Source organism: Amycolatopsis jiangsuensis (assembly GCF_014204865.1).
Lineage (GTDB): Bacteria > Actinomycetota > Actinomycetes > Mycobacteriales > Pseudonocardiaceae > Amycolatopsis > Amycolatopsis jiangsuensis.
In genome coordinates this window covers 910,487-928,699 of record NZ_JACHMG010000001.1, presented here as the reverse complement: position 1 = coordinate 928,699, position 18,213 = coordinate 910,487, and the positions used below count along the sequence as shown (strand labels likewise).

General features: G+C 69.7%; 15 protein-coding genes and 1 tRNA gene. 9 read left to right on the top strand and 7 right to left on the bottom strand.

Features of this window, described 5'->3' with window-relative positions; genetic code table 11:
• Position 1 precedes the first annotated feature (1 nt).
• Positions 2–709, bottom strand: a complete 708-nt coding sequence (locus BJY18_RS04060; RefSeq protein ID WP_184777761.1) for an MBL fold metallo-hydrolase — start codon at positions 707–709, stop codon at positions 2–4.
• A gap of 91 nt (positions 710–800) precedes the next feature.
• Between BJY18_RS04060 and BJY18_RS04055 the strand changes: the two genes are divergently transcribed.
• Positions 801–1,646 carry a DMT family transporter gene (locus BJY18_RS04055; RefSeq protein WP_184777760.1) on the top strand — a complete coding sequence of 282 codons (846 nt, stop codon included), beginning with the start codon at positions 801–803 and terminating at the stop codon, positions 1,644–1,646.
• A 5-nt stretch (positions 1,647–1,651) separates the two neighbouring features.
• On the opposite strand, the gene BJY18_RS04050 is transcribed toward BJY18_RS04055, so the two are convergent.
• Positions 1,652–2,677: a FecCD family ABC transporter permease gene (locus tag BJY18_RS04050; RefSeq protein ID WP_184777759.1), complete on the bottom strand. Its 1,026-nt coding sequence runs from the start codon at positions 2,675–2,677 to the stop codon at positions 1,652–1,654.
• A complete protein-coding gene (locus BJY18_RS04045) occupies positions 2,674–3,717 on the bottom strand; it encodes a FecCD family ABC transporter permease (RefSeq protein ID WP_376774639.1) in 1,044 nt (347 codons plus the stop codon). Before BJY18_RS04045 ends, BJY18_RS04050 begins: the two co-directional genes overlap by 4 nt.
• Before the next feature lie 86 nt (positions 3,718–3,803).
• On the opposite strand from BJY18_RS04045, the gene BJY18_RS04040 reads away from it, so the two are divergent.
• Positions 3,804–5,495, top strand: a complete 1,692-nt coding sequence (locus BJY18_RS04040; protein WP_184777758.1) for an ABC transporter ATP-binding protein — start codon at positions 3,804–3,806, stop codon at positions 5,493–5,495.
• A complete protein-coding gene (locus BJY18_RS04035; protein WP_184777757.1) occupies positions 5,492–7,285 on the top strand; it encodes an ABC transporter ATP-binding protein in 1,794 nt (597 codons plus the stop codon). Before BJY18_RS04040 ends, BJY18_RS04035 begins: the two co-directional genes overlap by 4 nt.
• An 83-nt stretch (positions 7,286–7,368) precedes the next feature.
• Here the strand turns inward: BJY18_RS04035 and BJY18_RS04030 are convergent, their stop codons facing one another.
• Entirely contained in the window at positions 7,369–8,709 is a 1,341-nt protein-coding gene (locus tag BJY18_RS04030) for a lysine N(6)-hydroxylase/L-ornithine N(5)-oxygenase family protein (RefSeq protein WP_184777755.1), read from the bottom strand.
• A gap of 147 nt (positions 8,710–8,856) precedes the next feature.
• Between BJY18_RS04030 and BJY18_RS04025 the strand changes: the two genes are divergently transcribed.
• Positions 8,857–9,804, top strand: a complete 948-nt coding sequence (locus tag BJY18_RS04025) for a methionyl-tRNA formyltransferase (RefSeq protein ID WP_184784408.1) — start codon at positions 8,857–8,859, stop codon at positions 9,802–9,804.
• Between the two features lie 31 nt (positions 9,805–9,835).
• Entirely contained in the window at positions 9,836–10,339 is a 504-nt protein-coding gene (locus BJY18_RS04020) for a sigma factor-like helix-turn-helix DNA-binding protein (protein ID WP_312873730.1), read from the top strand.
• Here the strand turns inward: BJY18_RS04020 and BJY18_RS04015 are convergent.
• Positions 10,326–11,963, bottom strand: a complete 1,638-nt coding sequence (locus tag BJY18_RS04015) for an ABC-F family ATP-binding cassette domain-containing protein (protein ID WP_184777753.1) — start codon at positions 11,961–11,963, stop codon at positions 10,326–10,328. The two genes, BJY18_RS04020 and BJY18_RS04015, sit on opposite strands and share 14 nt — an antisense overlap.
• Before the next feature lie 141 nt (positions 11,964–12,104).
• Between BJY18_RS04015 and BJY18_RS04010 the strand changes: the two genes are divergently transcribed.
• The 4 genes from BJY18_RS04010 to BJY18_RS03995 all read left to right on the top strand — a co-directional run bounded on the left by BJY18_RS04010 (position 12,105) and on the right by BJY18_RS03995 (position 14,543).
• Positions 12,105–13,007, top strand: coding sequence for a PaaX family transcriptional regulator (locus BJY18_RS04010; RefSeq protein ID WP_184777751.1), 903 nt, complete (start codon positions 12,105–12,107; stop codon positions 13,005–13,007).
• The gene (locus BJY18_RS04005; protein WP_184777749.1) at positions 13,004–13,774 is read left to right on the top strand and encodes an enoyl-CoA hydratase/isomerase family protein; all 771 of its coding nucleotides are present in this window, start codon (positions 13,004–13,006) and stop codon (positions 13,772–13,774) included. The genes BJY18_RS04010 and BJY18_RS04005 overlap by 4 nt, the downstream gene beginning before the upstream one ends.
• Positions 13,775–13,891: 117 nt before the next feature.
• Positions 13,892–13,965, top strand: a tRNA-Pro gene (locus BJY18_RS04000).
• Between the two features lie 302 nt (positions 13,966–14,267).
• Positions 14,268–14,543, top strand: a complete 276-nt coding sequence (locus BJY18_RS03995) for a hypothetical protein (RefSeq protein WP_184777747.1) — start codon at positions 14,268–14,270, stop codon at positions 14,541–14,543.
• Positions 14,544–15,130: 587 nt separating this feature from the next.
• Here the strand turns inward: BJY18_RS03995 and BJY18_RS03990 are convergent.
• Both BJY18_RS03990 and BJY18_RS03985 read right to left on the bottom strand, forming a co-directional pair.
• Positions 15,131–16,333, bottom strand: a complete 1,203-nt coding sequence (locus BJY18_RS03990; protein ID WP_184777745.1) for a cytochrome P450 — start codon at positions 16,331–16,333, stop codon at positions 15,131–15,133.
• 118 nt (positions 16,334–16,451) lie between these two features.
• Positions 16,452–18,203 (bottom strand): AMP-binding protein, encoded by a 1,752-nt coding sequence (locus tag BJY18_RS03985; RefSeq protein ID WP_184777743.1) that lies wholly within the window; start codon positions 18,201–18,203, stop codon positions 16,452–16,454.
• Positions 18,204–18,213: the final 10 nt, after the last annotated feature.

The window sequence follows — 18,213 nt, the reverse complement described above, 5'->3', positions numbered from 1 at the left end:
CTCAGCCGAACAGGCCACGCCATTGTTCGAGTGTGCGCGGACGGAAGACGAAGTTGGCGGACTTGACCCGCGAAAGCGCGGCGGAGGGCTCGGGTGAGTACTGGTGCCCGGGGTAGACCACCGGATCACCGGGGAGCGCGGCAAGTCCTTGCAGGCTGCGGAAGATCTCGTCCGCGTCGCCGCCGGGCAGATCGGTGCGGCCGCAGCCTTCCAGGAACAGCGTGTCCCCGGACACCAGCCGATCGCGGACCAGCAGGCATTGGCTGCCCGGCGTGTGCCCTGGCGTGTGCAGCAGGCGGATGTCGACCGAACCGACACTCAGCACGTCGTCGTGGTCGTGCCCGCGCAGATCGCCCGCGGCGACCCCGGTGACCCGGCGGACCCATTCGGTCTCGGCGGAGTTGACGTGGATCGGCACCGGCGCGGTCGCGAGCAGTTCGGCGATCCCGGGCAGCTCGATGCCCATCAGGTCGCCGCCGACGTGGTCCGCGTGGTGGTGCGTGGCGACCACCCCGGTCAGCCGCATGCCGTCCGCCTCGAGCAGGTCCAACAGGTCGCGGACCGCGTACGCCGGGTCGACCACCACCGCTTCGCCGGTTTCGCGGTCGCCGATGAGGTAGGCGAAGTTCACCATCTGGGTCGCGACCGGATCGCCGGCCGCGAAGTCCCGGCCGGCGAGCAACTGGCGGAAGTACAGCTGGTCTGGCATGACCGCAGCCTAACCGCCGGTGCTCGCTCGCCCACCGCGCCGTCGGAGATGCACGCAGCGTCCCGATCATGACCGGCATAGGGTTGACCGCATGGTGTGGGGATTCCTGGGCGCGCTGCTGTCCGCCGTCGCCTACGGCGTCGCCTCCGTGATGCAGGCCGTCGCCGCGAAAGCGGCGCCGGACGCGGGCGCGGGAGTCGATCCGCGGTTGCTGCTGCGGGTGCTGCGGCAGTGGAAATACCTGCTGGGGCTCGGACTCGACGTGCTCGGGTTCGTCGCGCAGATCGGTGCGCTGCACGTGCTGCCGCTGTTCGTGGTCCAGGCGACGCAGGCCGCCAGCCTGGCCGTGACCGCTGTGGGCGCGCGGGTGTTCGGCGTCCGGCTGGGTGCCCGGGAGTGGACGGCGGTGGCGGTGGTCTGCGCCGGGCTCGCGCTGCTGGGTTCGTCGGCCGAGAGCGAGGGCTCGGAACAGGTCGGCCTGGGCTTCCGCATCGCGCTGATCGGTGCGGTGGTGGTGCTCGGCCTCGCCGGGCTCGCCGCCGGACGCGCCCGGCGAGGCATCCGGACCCCCGCGCTGGGACTGGTCGCCGGGTTGTGCTTCGGCCTGGTCGCGGTCGGCGGCCGGGTCATCCCCAGCCTGGCGCCGCTGGACCTGCTGCGTGATCCCGCGCTGTACGTGGTGGCCGTCGCCGGCGGGATGGCGATGCTGTTCTACGCCACCGCCCTGCAACGAGGCAGCGTGACGACCTCGACGGCGATGATGGTGCTCGGGGAGACCGTGCTGCCTTCGCTGGTCGGCGTCGTGTTCCTCGGCGATCGCACCCGCCCGGGTTTCGTGCTCGTGGCACTGGCCGGGTTCGTCCTCGCGGTGGCGGCCGCCCTCGCGCTGGCGCGCTTCGGCGAACCCACCCCGGCCGCCGAGACCGCGGACCGGTAGCGGCCTCAGCCGCGGTTGCGCCGCCAGTGGCTCGACAGCAGCCACATCAGGTACAGCCCGCCGATCGCGCCGGTCGCGATGCCCACCGGCAGGCTCTCCTCGCCGAACGCCAGCCGGGTCAGCAGATCGCTGGCGACCAGCAGCAGCGCACCCATCAGCGCCGAGCACACCAGCACCGGCCGCGCCGAGCGGACCACCCGTTTCGCCAGCTGCGGGGCGGACAGCGCGACGAACGCGATCGGGCCGGCCGCCGCGGTGGCGATCGCGCACAGCACCACCGCGACCGCGATGGCCACGATCCGGCTGCGCTCCACCGGCACGCCGAGGCCCTTGGCCGCGTCGTCGCCCATTTCCAGCAGCGCCAGCCTCCGTCCGTAGCCGAAGGCCACCGGCAGCAGCACCACCACGGCCACCGCAAGCGGGACGACCTCCTCCCAGCCGCGGCCGTTGAGCCCGCCGACCAGCCAGGCCTGCGCCGAGTACGCGTCCTGCATCGACGCCCGCGTGATGAGGTACGAGTTCGCCGCGAGCAGCATCGCGGCCACGCCGATCCCGACCAGGATCAGCCGGAACCCCTGCAGCCCGCGCCTGAACGCGAGCAAGCCGACCACCAGCGCGGTCACCACGCCGCCGGCCAGCGCGCCGAGGGCCACGTCGCCGGAGCTGCCGTGTGCCAGCACGATCACCAGCAGCGCCCCGGTCGCCGAGCCCTGGGTGAAGCCGATGACGTCCGGGCTGCCGAGCGGATTGCCGGACAGGCTCTGCAGGATCGCCCCGCTGACCGCGAGCGCGCCACCCACCAGCACCGCGAGCAGCAGCCGCGGCAGCCGGAGGGTGGTCACGATGAACTCGGTGCCCGAATCGCCGAAGCCGAGCAGCGTCTTCACCACGTCGAGCACCGACAGCGGGTAGTCACCGGTGGTCATGCTCACCGCGGCGAGCACGAACAGCAGCACGGCCAGCACGATCGCGGTCACCAGCGCCCGCGGACGCACCTGGATCGCGGCGGGCCTCTCCCGCACGGCGGTCACAGCCGCGCCAGCTTCCGCCGCCGGCACAGGGCCACGAACACCGGCGCGCCGAGGAACGCGGTGACGATGCCGACCTGCAGCTCCTCCGGCGGGTTCAGGATCCGGCCCACCACGTCCGAACCGATCAGCAGCACCGGGGACAGCACCATCGAATACGGCAGCACCCACCGCTGGTCCGGTCCGACCAGTGCGCGCACGATCTGCGGCACGGCCAGCCCGATGAACGTGATCGGCCCGATCGCCGCGGTCGAGGCCCCGCACAGCAGCGTCACCGCGATCGCGCCGAGCACCCGCGTCCGGCCGGGCCGCGCGCCGAGCGCCCGCCCGGTCTGCTCCCCGAGCGCGAGCACGTTGAGCGGGCGGGCCAGCAGCAGCGCGAGCACGATGCCGACCGCCACGAACGGCGAGATCTGCACCAGCACGTCCGCGCGGCGGCCGCTGAGCGAGCCGACGTTCCAGAATCGGAACTGGTTGAAGGTGTTCGGCTCCAGTAGCAGGATCGCGCTCAGATAGGCCTGCAGCACCGCGGTGAGCGCGGCCCCGGACATCACCAGCCGGTCCGGCGTCGCCCCGGCGCGCCCGGCCGTGCCCAGCACGTACACCACCAGCGAGGCGATCGCCGAGCCGAGGAAGGCGAACCACACGTACCCGAGCACGCCGGTGACGCCGAAGAACGCGATCGCGGACACCACCGCGGCGGCCGCGCCGTTGTTCACCCCGAGGATCCCCGGATCGGCCAGCGGATTGCGGGTGAGTGCCTGCATGACCGCACCGGCGAGCCCGAGTGCCGCGCCGACCAGCGCGCCCAGCAGCGTCCGCGGGATCCGCTGGTCGTGGATGATCACCGCGTCGACCGAGGTGCCGTCGTCGTGCCAGAGCACCGACCAGATCGAGCCGAACGGGATGCTCTTCGAGCCGACCCAGACGCTCACCAGCATCACCAGCACCAGTACCGCGAGCGCGACCACCAGCCCGGCGGCGCGCACCGTACGGCCGCGTCCGCCACGGACCGGCGGTTCGGCCGGCGCCGTCGGGCTCACGCTGAGGACCACAACACCTCCCGGGGACAGGGCAGCGCGGCTTAGACTAGCCTTACCTTCGCGTACAGAGTGACACGGAGGTGCCGGTGACCACGGCTGGGGCGACCACCGGACGGGCAGTCCTGCGACAGGCCATTGGCGGGCAACGGAAACAGGTGCTCCTCGGAGTGCTGCTCGCGGTCGGGCACCAAGGCGGCGAGGCGCTGGTTCCGGTCGTGATCGGGGTGGTGCTCGACCGAGCGGTCGCGGACAGTTCGGCGCTCACGCTGGTGGGCTGGCTGGCCGTGCTCGCGGTCGTCTTCCTGGTGCTGTCCAACAGCTATCGCTTCGGCGCTCGGGCCGCGGAACGGGCGTCGGTGCGTGCCGCGCACGAGATCCGGCTGGCGCTCAGCCGCCGGGTGCTGCATCCCCGTGGTGGCGCGGAAACCGGTGCCCTCGCCGGGGAGCTGGCCAGCGTCGGCGTCTCCGACGCCCGCCGCGTGGGCCGGGTCAACGCGGTGCTCCCGTTCGGGGTCGCCGGGTTGTCCGGGCTCGTGGTCAGCGCCGTGGTGCTGCTGCGGATGTCCGTTCCGCTCGGGCTCCTGGTGCTGCTCGGCACCCCGCCGCTGTTGTTCCTGGCCCATCTGATCGGCAAGCCGCTGGAGAAGCGCAGCGCGGTCGAACAGGAACGCGCCGCGCACGCCTCCGGCGTCGCCGCCGACCTCGTGTCCGGGCTCCGGGTGCTGAAAGGCATCGGCGCGGAGCCCACCGCGGTGGCGCGTTACCGAGACACCAGCCAGAATTCGCTGTTCGCGACCATCCGTGCGGCCCGGGCACAGGCGTGGCACAACGGCGCGCTGCTCGCGCTCAGCGGGATCTTCATCGCCGTGGTCGCCCTGGTCGGCGGTTCGCTGGCGGCGAGCGGGGACATCACGATCGGCGACCTGGTCGCCGCGGTCGGGCTCGCGCAGTTCCTGCAGACGCCGTTCCTGATCTTCTCGAACGTCAACGCCCAGCTCGCCCAGGGCCGCGCGTCGGCCGCCCGCGTCGCCGCGGTGCTGAACGCGCCGCTGGCCGTGCCGGAGGGGGACGGCGCACTGCCCGCGCCCTCGACCGGACGCGTGGAGCTGTCCGCGGTGTCGCACGGGAAACTCCGTGGCCTCGACCTCACCGCGGAACCGGGTGAGCTGCTCGGGGTGGTGACCACCGATCCGGCCGCGGCCACCGACCTGCTCGACTGCCTCGGCCGGTTCGCCGACCCGAAGCACGGCACCGTGCGGATCGACGCGGTCGATCTGTCCACTGTGGATCCGTTGGAAGCGCGTGCGACGGTACTTGTCGCCGCGCACGACGCCGATCTGTTCGAAGGCACCCTGGAGGAGAACGTGCGGGGCGGAATGGCGGCGGTGCCGGACGGCGTGCTCGCCGCGGCGGCCGCCGACGAGGTGGCCGGCACGTTGCCCGAGGGCACCGCGACCGCGGTCACCGAACGCGGGCATTCCCTCTCCGGCGGACAGCGGCAGCGGGTCGCGCTGGCCCGCGCGCTGGCGGCCGACGCACCCGTGCTCGTGCTGCACGATCCGACCACGGCCGTGGACACGGTCACCGAAGCCCGGATCGCCGAGGGGCTGGCGCAGTTGCGTCGCGGACGGACCACCATCGTCGTCACCACCAGCCCGGCGCTGCTGGCCGCCACCGATCGTGTGGTGCTCCTGGAAAACGGGCAGGTGGCCGCCGAGGGCAGCCACGCCGGCCTGGTGCGTGAGCGCGCCGGCTACCGCGCGACGGTGCTCTCGTGACCGCGCGCGAGCTGCTGCCCACTGCGAGCGGCAAACGCATCCGTGCCGTCCTCGGCGAGCTGCTGCGCCAGTCGAAAGGCCGCGCCGCGGGGTCGTTCGTGTTCGTCGTCGGCGCGACCGCGATCGGCCTGCTCACCGCTCCCCTGCTGGGCCGGGTGGTCGACCTCGTCGCCACGCACCGGCCCGCCTCCGAGCTGGTGACCCCGGTGGTCGAGCTGGTGCTGGTGGCGATCGGTTCCGCGATCCTGACCGCGATCGGCGTCGCGATGCTCGCGCGGCTCGGTGAGACGATGCTCGCCGAACTCCGGGAGCGGTTCGTCGACCGGGCGCTCGGGCTGCCGCTCGAGCAGATCGAAAAGGCCGGTTCCGGGGACCTGACCACCCGTGTCACCAACGATGTGTCCGTGGTTGCCGAGGCCGTCCGGGAGGCGCTGCCCGCGCTGGGCCGCTCGGTGCTCACCATCGTGCTCACCCTGGTGGCCATGGCCGTGCTCGACTGGCGCTTCCTGCTCGCCGCCCTGCTGGCCGTGCCGATCCAGCTGCACACGGTGCGGTGGTACGTGCGCCAGGCGAAGCCGCTGTACGTCGCGCAGCGGGCCGCGGTCGGGGCGCAGCAGCAACAACTGCTCGACACCATCGGCGGCGCGAAGACCGTGCGGGCGTTCCGTCTCGCCGACGCGCACGTGCAGCGGGTGCGCCAGCGCTCGGAAGGCGCGGTCGAACTGGCGCTGCGCGGGATCCGGCTGATGACGCGGTTCTTCGGACGGCTCAACCTCGCGGAGTTCGTCGGGCTTTCCGCCGTGCTGGCCGCCGGGTTCCTGCTGGTGGGCGCGAATCTCGCGACGGTCGGCGTGGCGACCGCGGCCGCGCTCTATTTCCACAGCCTGTTCGGCCCGATCAACACCGCGCTCGCGCTGGTGGACGACGCCCAGTCCGCGACCGCGAGCCTCGCCCGGTTGATCGGCGTGGCGGATCTGCCGGTCCCCGCGGAACCGGCTCGCCGCTCTCGTCCGCTCGACGCCTCGGTGAAGGCCACCGCGGTCGGACACTCCTATGTGGACGGCCATCCGGTGCTGCGGGACGTCGATTTCGAACTCGCGCCGGGCGAACGCGTCGCGCTGGTCGGCGCCAGCGGCGCCGGCAAGACGACGCTCGCGAAGCTCGTCGCCGGCATCCACCACACGACCAGCGGAACGGTTTCGCTCGGCGGGGTACCGCTGGAGGAGCTGGGACCGGCCGCCACCCGCCGGACCGTGGCGCTGATCAGCCAGGAGGTGCATGTGTTCAGCGGCACGCTGGCCGCCGACCTGCGGCTCGCGGCTCCCGAAGCCACCGACGACGAGCTGCGCGGCGCGCTTTCAACGGTCGGCGCGCTCGACTGGGCCGAAGCGCTTCCGGACGGCCTCGCCACCGTCGTCGGCGAAGGCGGACGCCAGCTCACCGTCACGCAGGCGCAGCAGCTCGCGCTCGTGCGGCTGGTCCTGGCCGACCCTCCGGTGGCGATCCTGGACGAGGCGACCGCCGAAGCCGGCAGCGCCGGCGCCCGCACTCTGGAAGCCGCGGCCGCCGCCGCGCTCGAGGGACGGACCGGCCTGGTCGTGGCACACCGGCTCACCCAGGCGGCCGCGTCCGACCGCATCGTGGTCCTCGACGCCGGCATGGTGGTCGAATCCGGCACGCACGACGAACTCGTGGCCGCCGGCGGCCGGTACGCCACCCTGTGGGCCGCCTGGTCCGGCACCCGCCGCCCCTCCGACGACCGCACTCCCCCGAGCTCCCCGCAGCCGTAGCAGGCCGTCGACGCCCTCTTTCGCGGAGCGACCTTCGGGAAGAGACCTTCACGGCACTCGCGCGGGCCTGTCACCGGAAGCTGTCAGCGGGTTCCGCTCACCGCGTACTCCGGACGGTCCGCCGCCGCCTCCCTGCGGTCCACAATGGACTGCAGAATCTCGCCGACGCGGACCGCGGTGTTGGACAGCAGCGACGACGTGATGCCGTGTGTGTGTTCGGTCCCGCCCTGCAGGTAGAGTCCGCCGTGCACCCCGGCATCGGTGGTGATCCGGTAGTCCCGCTCCACTCGCAGCCGTCCTTCGGCGTCCCGGTGGCAGCGCTGCGCCAGCGAGCCCAGCAACGGCGTCGGGTCCGCCGGGAGGTAGCCCGTGGCGTACACGACGGCGTCCGCGTCCAGCACCGCACGCTCGCCGGTGGTCAGCGATTCGACGGTGGCCCGCACGTGCGTGCCCTCGTCGGTCACCTCGACCGGCCGCGAGACGTTGAACCACCGCAGCCGTTCCACGCCGAGTACCTTCTCGCGGTACCGCCTGCGATACAGCTCGTCGATCAGGTCCAGGTCGACCGCGGAGTAGTTCGTCGCGCCGTGGTAGCGCATCAGCCGGTCCTTGACCGGGTCGCTGGCCGTGTAGAACTGGTCCACGCCCTCCGGATCGAAAATGCGGTTGGCGAACGAACTGTCGTCGGCAGGGCTGTAGCCGTAGCGGGCGAACACCGCGCACACCTCCGCGCGCGGGAATTCGTCGTGCAGCAGCGCGGCGACCTCCGCCGCGCTCTGCCCGGCACCGATCACCACGAACCGGCGCGCCGGGCTGCCACGCAAGGACTCCACGCGGTACAGCAGCTCGCTGTTGTGCCAGATCCGCTCGCCGGCGGTGATCCCGTCCGGCAGGTTCGGCCGCAATCCGGTGCCCAGCACCAGGTTTCGCGCCCTCAGCTCGGTCGTTTCCCCGCCACAGCGGGCCCGCACGTCGAAGTAGGCGACCGCGCCGCCACGCAGCACGGGTTGGACGGAGACGACCTCACTGCCGTAGGAGACCACGTCGTCGACCTTCTCCGCGGCCCACGCGAAGTAGTCGTGGAATTCCACGCGCAGCGGGAACAGTGTCTTGTGGTTGATGAAGTCGGCGAGCCTGCCCCTGGCGTGCAGGTAGTTCAGGAAGCTGAACTCGCTGGTCGGATTCCGCATGGTGACCAGGTCCTTGAGGAAGGAGACCTGCATCGTCGCGGTGTCGATCAGCATCCCGCGGTGCCAGCCGAAGCTCGGCTGGCGCTCGAGGAAGTGCGCGGTGATCGGGTCCCCCGCGGAGCCGTCGGCGTGGTACTCGGCGAGCGCGATGGCGAGCGCCAGGTTCGACGGCCCGAATCCCACCCCGACGACGTCGTAGACCGGTACCTGGCCATCCACCACTGCTCCTGACATGTTCGTCCCCTAGCGCGGCACCTGCCGCATCGCGGTTCCGACGATTCCGACTGTTCAGCGATTCAGGAAACCCTAACCTAACTTAGGGCAGCCTCAACTAGTACCGTGTGGGTGATGTTCGCCTCGACCACGAAAGGTGCACCACCGATGCGCGTGGCCATGTTCGGCTATCAGACCTGGGGACACCGCACCCTGAAAGCGCTGCTCGACGCGGGGCACGACGTCGCGCTCGTGGTCACGCACCCACCGAGCGACCACGCCTACGAACGGATCTGGAGTGATTCGGTCGCCGATCTGGCGCAGGAGAACGGCATTCGGACGCTGCTGCGCACCCGTCCGGACGATCCGGAGCTGGTGGCCGAGCTGAAGGCCGCCGAACTAGACCTGATCGTGGCGAACAACTGGCGTACCTGGCTGCCGCCGGAGATCTTCGAGCTGCCCCGGCACGGGACGCTCAACGTGCACGACTCCCTGCTGCCCGCCTACGCCGGGTTCTCCCCGATCATCTGGGCGCTGATCAACGGCGAACCCGAGGTCGGCGTGACCGCGCACATGATGAACGACGAACTCGACGCGGGTGCGATCGTGGCGCAGCGCGCGGTCGCGGTCGGCCCGAAGGACACCGCGACCGACCTGTTCCACCGCACGGTGGAGCTGATCGAGCCGATCACCACCGAGGCGATCGGCCTGATCGCGGCCGGAAAGGTCGTACCGATCCCGCAGGACCGCACCAAGGCGAGCTTCTTCCACAAACGGGCCCCGCGCGACAGCCTCATCGACTGGACCTGGCCGGCCGCGGACATCGAACGGCTCGTGCGCGCGCAGTCCGACCCGTACCCGAACGCTTTCGCCTACCACCGCGGACAGGAGCTGCGGATCGTGCGCGCGTCCGTGTCGCAGGGCCACTACGGCGGAACGCCGGGGCGGATCTTCATCCGCGAGGGCGACGGCGTGGTGATCGTCGCCGGCCCGGAAGCCCGCCGCGGCCACTCACCCGGCGTCGTGGTGGAACGAGTCCGCACCGCCGACGGCACCGAACTGCCCGCCGCGGACTACTTCACCACGATGGGTGGATACCTGACCGGCGACCGGTAGGGCACGCAGCCTGCGTACCTGGCTGTACCGGGTGGCCACGACGACATGTCTCGACGCGATCCGCCGCCGTGGCCGCAAGGTGCCGACGCTGACCTCATTCGCCGAAGTGCCGTGGCGGCAGCCGTATCCGGACCGGCTGCTCGACGAGGCGCCAGAAGAAACCGCGGTCGCCCGCGAGACCATCGAACTCGGGTTTCTCGCCGTGCTGCAGTTCTTGCCACCGCAGCAGCGCGCCGTCTTCATCCTGCGTGAGGTGCTGGACTGGCCCGCCGCCGAAACCGCGGCACTGCTGGAAACCATCGTCCCGTCGGTGAACAGCGCCCTGCAGCGAGCACGGGCCACGATGCGGGGCCGGTCTGCCCGCGCGGCGTACCCGCGACCGTGCCGCCGAACCCGGATTGCCACGACGGCATCGCATCGATGGCGCCGTTGTTCGAAGCCGCCTCCGGCCCGGACCGGATGGGCGACTGGCGGCTGGTCGCCACCCACGCGGTCAGTGCTTGCGCGTCAGTGCTTACGGTTCAGCGTTCGGTGACCCGCCCGCCAGCCACGTCGAGGCGGCGGGTCACCGAGATCGCGTCCAGCATCCGGCGGTCATGGGTGACCAGCAGCAACGTGCCCGGGTAACTGTCCACAGCGGACTCGAGCTGTTCGATCGCGGGCAGGTCCAGATGGTTCGTCGGCTCGTCCAGCACGAGCAGGTTCACTCCGCGGGCCTGCAGCAGCGCGAGCGCCGCCCGGGTGCGTTCGCCGGGCGAAAGCGTGCCGGCCGGACGCAGCACGTGCGCCGCCTTGAGACCGAACTTCGCCAGCAGGGTGCGTACTTCCGCGTCGGCGAGCGAAGGCACCTCGCGGGCGAACGCCTCGGCGAGCGGCACGTCTCCCAGGAACAGCCGGCGAGCCTGGTCGACCTCGCCCACCACGACGCCCGGGCCGAGCGCGGCACTGCCCTCGTCCAGGGCCAGCCGGCCGAGCAACGCGGCCAGCAGCGTGGTCTTGCCCGCGCCGTTCGCGCCCGTGATGGCGACCTTGTCCGCCCAGTCCACCTGCAGGTCGACCGGTCCGAGCGTGAATCCGCCACGGCGTACCACGGCGCCGCGCAGGGTGGCGACCACCGCGCCCGCCCGCGGGGCCGCGGCGATCTCCATCCGCAGTTCCCACTCCTTGCGTGGCTCCTCGACGACCTCCAGCCGTTCGATCATCCGGTCGGTCTGACGGGCCTTCGACGCCTGCTTTTCGGTGGCCTCACTGCGGAACTTGCGGCCCACCTTGTCGTTGTCGGTGGCCTTGCGGCGGGCGTTCTTCACGCCCTTCTCCATCCACGCGCGCTGCGTGTTCGCCCGAGCCTCCAGTGCCGCACGGGTGTTCGCGTACTCCTCGAAGTCCTCCCGCGCGTGCCGCCGGGCCACCGCGCGTTCCTCCAAATAGGACTCGTACCCGCCGCCGTAGGCGCGCACCTGGCGCTGGGCCAGGTCCAGCTCCACGACGCGGTCCACGGTGCGGGCCAGGAACTCCCGGTCGTGGCTGACCAGCACGGTCCCGGACCGCAGCCCGGTGACGAACCGTTCGAGACGGGCCAGCCCGTCCAGATCGAGGTCGTTGGTGGGCTCGTCGAGCAGGAAGACGTCGTACCGGCTCAGCAGCAGCGAAGCGAGCCCGGCGCGGGCGGCCTGCCCGCCCGACAGCGCCGTCATGGGCTGGTCCAGGTCCACGGTCAGGCCGAGGTCCGCGGCCACCTCCGCGGCCCGGTCGTCGAGGTCGGCGCCGCCGAGCCCGAGCCAGCGGTCGAGCGCGGTGGCGTACGCGTCGTCGGCACCGTCCGCGCCCTCGGTGAGCGCCTCGGTGGCGGCGTCCAGCGCGGCCTGCGCGGCGGCCACCCCGGTACGCCGGGCGAGGAACGCGCGGACCGCTTCGCCCGGACGCCGCTCCGGTTCCTGCGGGAGGTGTCCGACCGTCGCGGTCGGCGGGTTCAGCCGGATCTCCCCGGTTTCCGGACGGGCCAGCCCGGCAAGAGTGCGCAGCAGGGTGGACTTGCCCGCCCCGTTGACCCCGACCAGCCCGATCACCTCGCCGGGAGGGACGACCAGGTCGAGACCGGTGAACAGGACGCGGTCACCGTGGCCCGCGGCCAGGTCCTTCGCGACGAGTGTGGCGCTCATGTCGGGAACGAGTCTACGGGCACCGCCCGGTTCGCCCTCCTCGCGTGCCGCGTGTCGTCTCGGTCACTCCGAGTGGGTACTCTGGGCGGGTTGTCGGGGTAGGACGAACAGTCGCAGGCAGCAGTGAGGTCGGTGAAAGTGATGGCGGAACCCGCCACTCCGGTCACCCTCGGCCACCGGGACGAGCCACACGGCACGGCACCCCGGCCGAAGGTCAGCAGACGCCGCGAGGTGAGCCACGCGAGCGCACGGTCGTTGCTGATGACCGTGCTGGGCGAGTACGTCCTGCCCCGTGACCGTCCGGTATGGACTTCGATCCTGGTCGAGACGCTGGGCATGCTGGACATCGAGGAGAAGTCGGCACGGCAGGCGCTGGCCCGGTCCTCGGCCGAGGGCTGGCTGGTCTCGGAGCGGGTGGGCCGCAGGGTGCGCTGGTCGCTGACCGAGCCGGGGCGCCGGCTGCTCACCGAGGGTGCCGAGCGGATCTACGCCTTCGGCCGCGACGCGCGGGGCTGGCAGGGCCGGTGGCTGATGCTGATCGTGTCGGTACCGGAGGCCAAACGGGATCTGCGGCACCGGCTGCGCACGCGGCTGACCTGGGCCGGTTTCGGCTCGCCGGTGGCCGGTGTGTGGGTCAGCCCGGATCCGCGCCGGGAGCCCGAGGCGCAGCAGATCGTCGCGGAACTGGGCCTGGACGCGCAGGCGATGTCGTTCACCGCCGCCTACGGCGAGGTCGGTGACCAGGAGAGCATGGTCGAGCGGTCGTGGGACCTGTCGGAGCTGACCGACCGGTACGAGGACTTCATCGACCAGTTCACCGGTGTGCGCCCGTCCGGCGGTCAGGCCGTGCTGCGCGCGCAGACCGAGCTGGTGCACGAATGGCGCCGCTTCCCGTTCCTCGATCCCCAGCTGCCCGGCGAACTGCTGCCGGCGGGCTGGAGCGGAACGAAGGCCGCCGAGTTGTTCCACCGCAAGCACGTCGAATGGCGCCCGCACGCCCAGTCGTACTGGGACGAGCTCACCGAGAACGAGGACCGCGCATGACCCGCCTTGACCGTGAGGACGGCCTCGCCGTGCTCACCATCGACTCCCCGCCGCTCAACCTGTACACGGCTGCGCTGCAGTCGGAACTGCACGTCTGCCTCGACGAGCTGGAGTCCACGCCCGCCAGGGCCCTGCTGATCCGCGCGGAGGGCCGGGTGGTCAGCGGCGGCGTGGACGTGGCCCTGTTCGATGCCCAGGATTCGGTGCCCGCGGCGAAAAACCTGTTCGACGACCTGCTCCGGCTGCCCGACCGGATCGCCGCGCTCCCCTACCCGACCGTGTTCGCGGCCCATGGCCTGTGTCTGACCTGGGCGTTCGAGGTGGCGCTGGCGTGCGACCTGCTGCTGGCAGCCCCGCGCGCGAAGTTCGGTCTGGTGGAGAAGGTCGTCGGCCTGACCCCGACCATGGGCGGAACCCAGCGCCTGGCCGCCCGCGCAGGCGTGGCCCGGGCGAAAGAGTTCGTCTACACCGGAGAGACCTACGACGCCGCGACCCTGGAACGCTGGAACGTCGTCAACCGAGTCCTCCCGGACGCCGATTTCGACACCGCCGCCCGCGAGTTCGCCGCGTCCCTGGCCGACGGCCCGACCCAGGCCCACGCCGCCACGAAACAGGTCGTGGCCCACTTCGAACACGGCGGCGTCCCGGAAGCCAACGCCCACGTGACCACCATCGCCGCCGCCCTCTTCGCCACGACCGATCTACGCAACGCCGTACGCTCATTCCTGACCGACGGCCCCGGCAAGGCCACCTTCGAAGGCCGTTGAGTTTCCGCAGCCCAGCCCGGAGAGGCCCCTGCCTGCAACCGGGCGGAAGCGACCCGCTAGAGTACTCCGTACGCACTCCACAGGAGCCTGGCAAGGGCGCCGCAGGAGTCTTGAGTCCGGGCTGTGGCGCAGTTTGGTAGCGCACTTGACTGGGGGTCAAGGGGTCGCAGGTTCAAATCCTGTCAGCCCGACCGGACGACGGGTTTCCGCAGCTCAACGGCTGCGGAGGCCCGTTTTTTCAAGTGGTCGCGGGTGTCCTTCCGGTCTAGCAACCCACAGCGCTCGGTGACACCTTGACTGGAGACTCTCCCCATGCCGACCAATGTGACCAAACAGGGTCTACCCCACCCGATCGACGACGTATGGCGCTCCTACGTAGAAGCGTGGGGCCGCAGCCTCCGCGCCGACAACAAAACCCACACCACCCGCTACAACTACGAGCTCGCCGTCACCCGGTTCGCCGACTTCCTCAACGGCATGGTTCATCGCCTGGATGATCCGCAGCCGCCCCGCCTCAACGGCCCTCAACACTTGCAAAGCACTCCAGCGGTTCTACAACCACCCGGTCGAGCCCACGGCGATGGACCGAGACCCGATGCGCAAGCAGAGCGAACCGGTCGCCACCGAAAAGCTGATCCCCAACGTTAGCGACGACCAACTCACCCGCCTGCACGACACCTGCCGCGACCGTCGATACACCGCCTATTTTCAGCTCTTCGTCGACACCGGCGCACGCCGCACAGAGGTCGCAAATCTCACGACCGCCTAGACCTCCCCCGGGACGGCATCATCGTCCCAGGCAAGGGCGGCCGCATCCGCTTCATCCCCTTCGACATACGGACCGGACAGGCCCTCAGCCGGTAGTTTGCCTGCGCGAACCCGCCACGCGGCCGCCGACGTCCCGTATCTCTTTCTCCGCTCGAGGCGGAAAGCGCCGCAAGCCGAACGGCATCAAGATCACCCTCCGCCGCCGCGGCAACATGGCCGGTGTTCCCCACACACACGCCCACCGCCTGCGCCGCTGCCGAAAACAGCGTGCAGCCCTGCGACACCGCCGGTCATCGACGAGTGATACGGCAATGATCCTGCGGGTTCGCCAACCCCTATGCGATAGCACAGAAACACAGTGTGCGACCAGCCCGTATCGCCAAGTCACTATGAGTCGGCAAAATTGCTCGGCCATCGCCATGGCAAACCGATTCCAGTCGCCTACTACAATCAGCTCCGGAACCGAATCGATCCGCTCAATCGGTCCGGCTGGTTCGACGGAATTGCTTCAGCGCGAGGTCCGAGGGCGCAGCATGCTACCGAGATGGCGGGGACGCCGCCGGCAGCGACGGCCTGGTGGTTGACACGTCAGGCGTTGGCCACAACGGTCTGGCGAGTGGGGTGAACGGTTACGGGCAGGCTGTCCCAGGCGCTGATCACGTTGTTCAGGGCACGTACCGGACGTCCGGGTTCGATGGCCTCGACCTGGTCGACCAAGGCCTGCAACACGGCATGTCCCTCAAGGCGAGCCAGTCCCTGCCCGGCGCAACCATGCGCGCCATAACCGAAACCGAGATGGGCAGCCGCGTTGTTCCGGGAAACGTCGAAGTCGTCGGGTCGATCGAAGACTTGCTCGTCCCGGTTGGCCGAGGCGTAGAGGACGATCAGGCGAGCTTCGGCCGGGACGCCGTAACCGTCCAGTTCCGTGTCAGTGGTCGCGACGCGGCTGAAAGCTCGAATCGGTGATTCGAGCCGAACGGTTTCGTTGAACGCGTTGGGGATCAGCGTGGGGTCGGTCTTCAGGGCGGCCCATTGATCGGGATTGGTGGCGAGCAGCCAGAGTGCGCTGCCGATCGCGCTGATCGTGGTGTCGAGGGAGGGCGCGAGATAGTCGATGATCAAGGGCGGAACCTGAGATGGCGGCAGCTCGCCGCGACGCGCCGCGTCCAGGATGGCGTCACCAAGACCGCCGGACTGGATATTGCCCTCGGCCGCGGTCCGTGCCGCGAATTCCATCATCTCCTGCGCCTGCGGGATGGCATGCTCGGCGCGCGAATTCAACGGGCCGAGCAAGTCGAAGGTGGCGCCAGCCCAGGCCAGCAGGTGCTCGCGACCGCCCGCAGGCCAGCCGACCAGGTCGGGCACCACCGTCAGCGGCAGCACCCGTGCCAGATCGGCCACGGCGTCGAAGCTGCCCTGCGCCACCAGCCGTCCGACGAGTTCGGTTGCCAGCTGCCGGACGCTGGTACGTATCGAGCGCAGGGCGCGCGGAGTCAGACCCGGGCCGATCACCGAACGGAGGTGGTCGTGCAACTTGCCGTCGCTCATCAGCGTGGTGCCGGCCCCGATACCGTTGATGACATCGTTGAGGCCAACGCCCTGCCCCGAGCAGAACGTGTCGCCGGCCCTCAGGACGGCGCGTGCTTCGGCATAACGCGGAACGGCGTACATCTGGTGTGCCTCGAGCCAGACTACCGGTCCGAGCTCACGCAGAGCGCGGTAGTGCGGATGCGGATCGAGCAGCACATCGTCGGTCCAGATGTCATGGGGGTACGCAGGAATCGCGGGCATCGTTGGCCTCCCGGCCGGTCAAGGCAGAACTGTCAACCATTCGCGGGCGAGACACGCAAGGTCAGCGCGGCAGCAGGAATTGCTCCACCGGCACGACGGTGTCTTCTGCTGCCGCCTTTCAGACGACAAGATCGCGGTGTATTTCGAGTAGTGGACGGATCGCTTCGGGTTCGATTCGTCCCATTCCGCAGTCCGTCGACACACCGAAACCCGTCAGGTGCCTCTTCGCCGTATCAACGCGTCGTTGACTTCCCGCCAGGCCGTCTTCGTCGTGCACGACGCCCAGATAGATCTCCGTGGCTGAGCCAACTCGCAAGTCCGCCAGCGGCGCGAAGTACGTATCTGTTCCCTGCCCGACGGGGACCGGCATACTGAACCAGTTCACATTCCGGCCGGCTTGCATACAGATGTCGTTGGCCATCGCCACGAGCATTTCCAGATCTTCTGGGAGCGTGAAGTGCCTGCCCCGTGAGGCGATATCCGTATCCGGTCGGGGGTCACCGTAGCAAAGGTGGTAGCCGAGCTCGATATTCGTAGGGACGAGCGACGCAAGCTCGGCAAGCTGCGTGTGGACCATCTCGGCCGGAAAGGTCGGCATCCCGGCAAGTGAGCGGAAAATCAAGGCCGGCTCGATGGCGACGTCCCACTGGAGCGCAAGGTTCTGCGGAGGAATGATGCGCGTCATCGCGGTAATCTCATGCGCCAGATGCCGTGTGAACGCGGGAACGAGACTCTCCAGCTGGTCAAGCTGAAAGAATACGCCCATCACTGCCGTAGGAGTCGGAAGAGCGACCATAAACCTCGTATCGGACGCCATCCTCTCTCGCATGGAAAGAAACGCGCTGTGACTCTGGATCGCGATAGAAGCGAAATCGACTGGTGAGAAATCCAGATCATCAGCAGCGACCCCGTCGGCGATGCTTAAAACGGGGTACTCTTGCTGCACCTCGGGGATGAAGCGGGTTCCACGGTTTTCCACCCCATCGACATTCAATAGTGCCGACCCCAGGTTCCGCACCCACTCCGGACGCGAGGTTTCGCCGTCTGGTACACGATGCACCTGTTTTCCCAGTATTTCAGCGACAACACTGAACACTTCGGACGCGGAACTCAGGCTCACGCTCCCATTCAAATGTGCACGTGCCATAATCATCCCTTCAACCAACCTGCATACTGCCACCCGAGCAATAGACGCGTTCAACATCCACTGCTGGACAGGGAACCTCCGGAATGCTCGTCGACGACGGGGCGTCCTCCCGAATCCCGGACCCGCAGGTCGACGCCGAGTAGCGGCGAGGTCTCCGCCGGCCCATACCGGCGTGGCAGGAGCACTGCCAGCGAATCCGCTCACGACGTCCGCGCCACCGGTTACAGAAACGACATGCACAGAAACTCCGACATGGTCGCGAACCCATACGCGATATCGGGCTGACAGCGGAGCACCCGTGAAATCGAGCACGCGCAGGTCGCCGAGGTCGAAGACCCGGTCGGGCTCGACGCCGGCTTTGGCGCAGGTGCGCAAATAGCCGTGAACGACGCCAAGTACCGCAACCGCCTGCTCGGAAGCGACTTCGAACAACCGCTTCGGATCGGGAAACGCAGGACTTCCGTCATAAGGCATACTCGTTGCCCCGATCAGCAGGCCGGAGACAAACAGGTTCCACACCATCCAGTCAGTCGTGGTGCACCGGAGGAACCGGTCCCCGTGCCTCAGAGCGAAGTACAGTCCCGACAGCTTGTAGCTGTCCGGCAGAAAACCACCGTGTTCGTGGACGAATCCTTTGAGTGCACCCGTTGCGCCCGACGAAAACGACACCCACAGCGGAGCCTCGAAGTCCACCCACGCGAACACCGGATCGTGCTCGCCCACGACCGCCTTC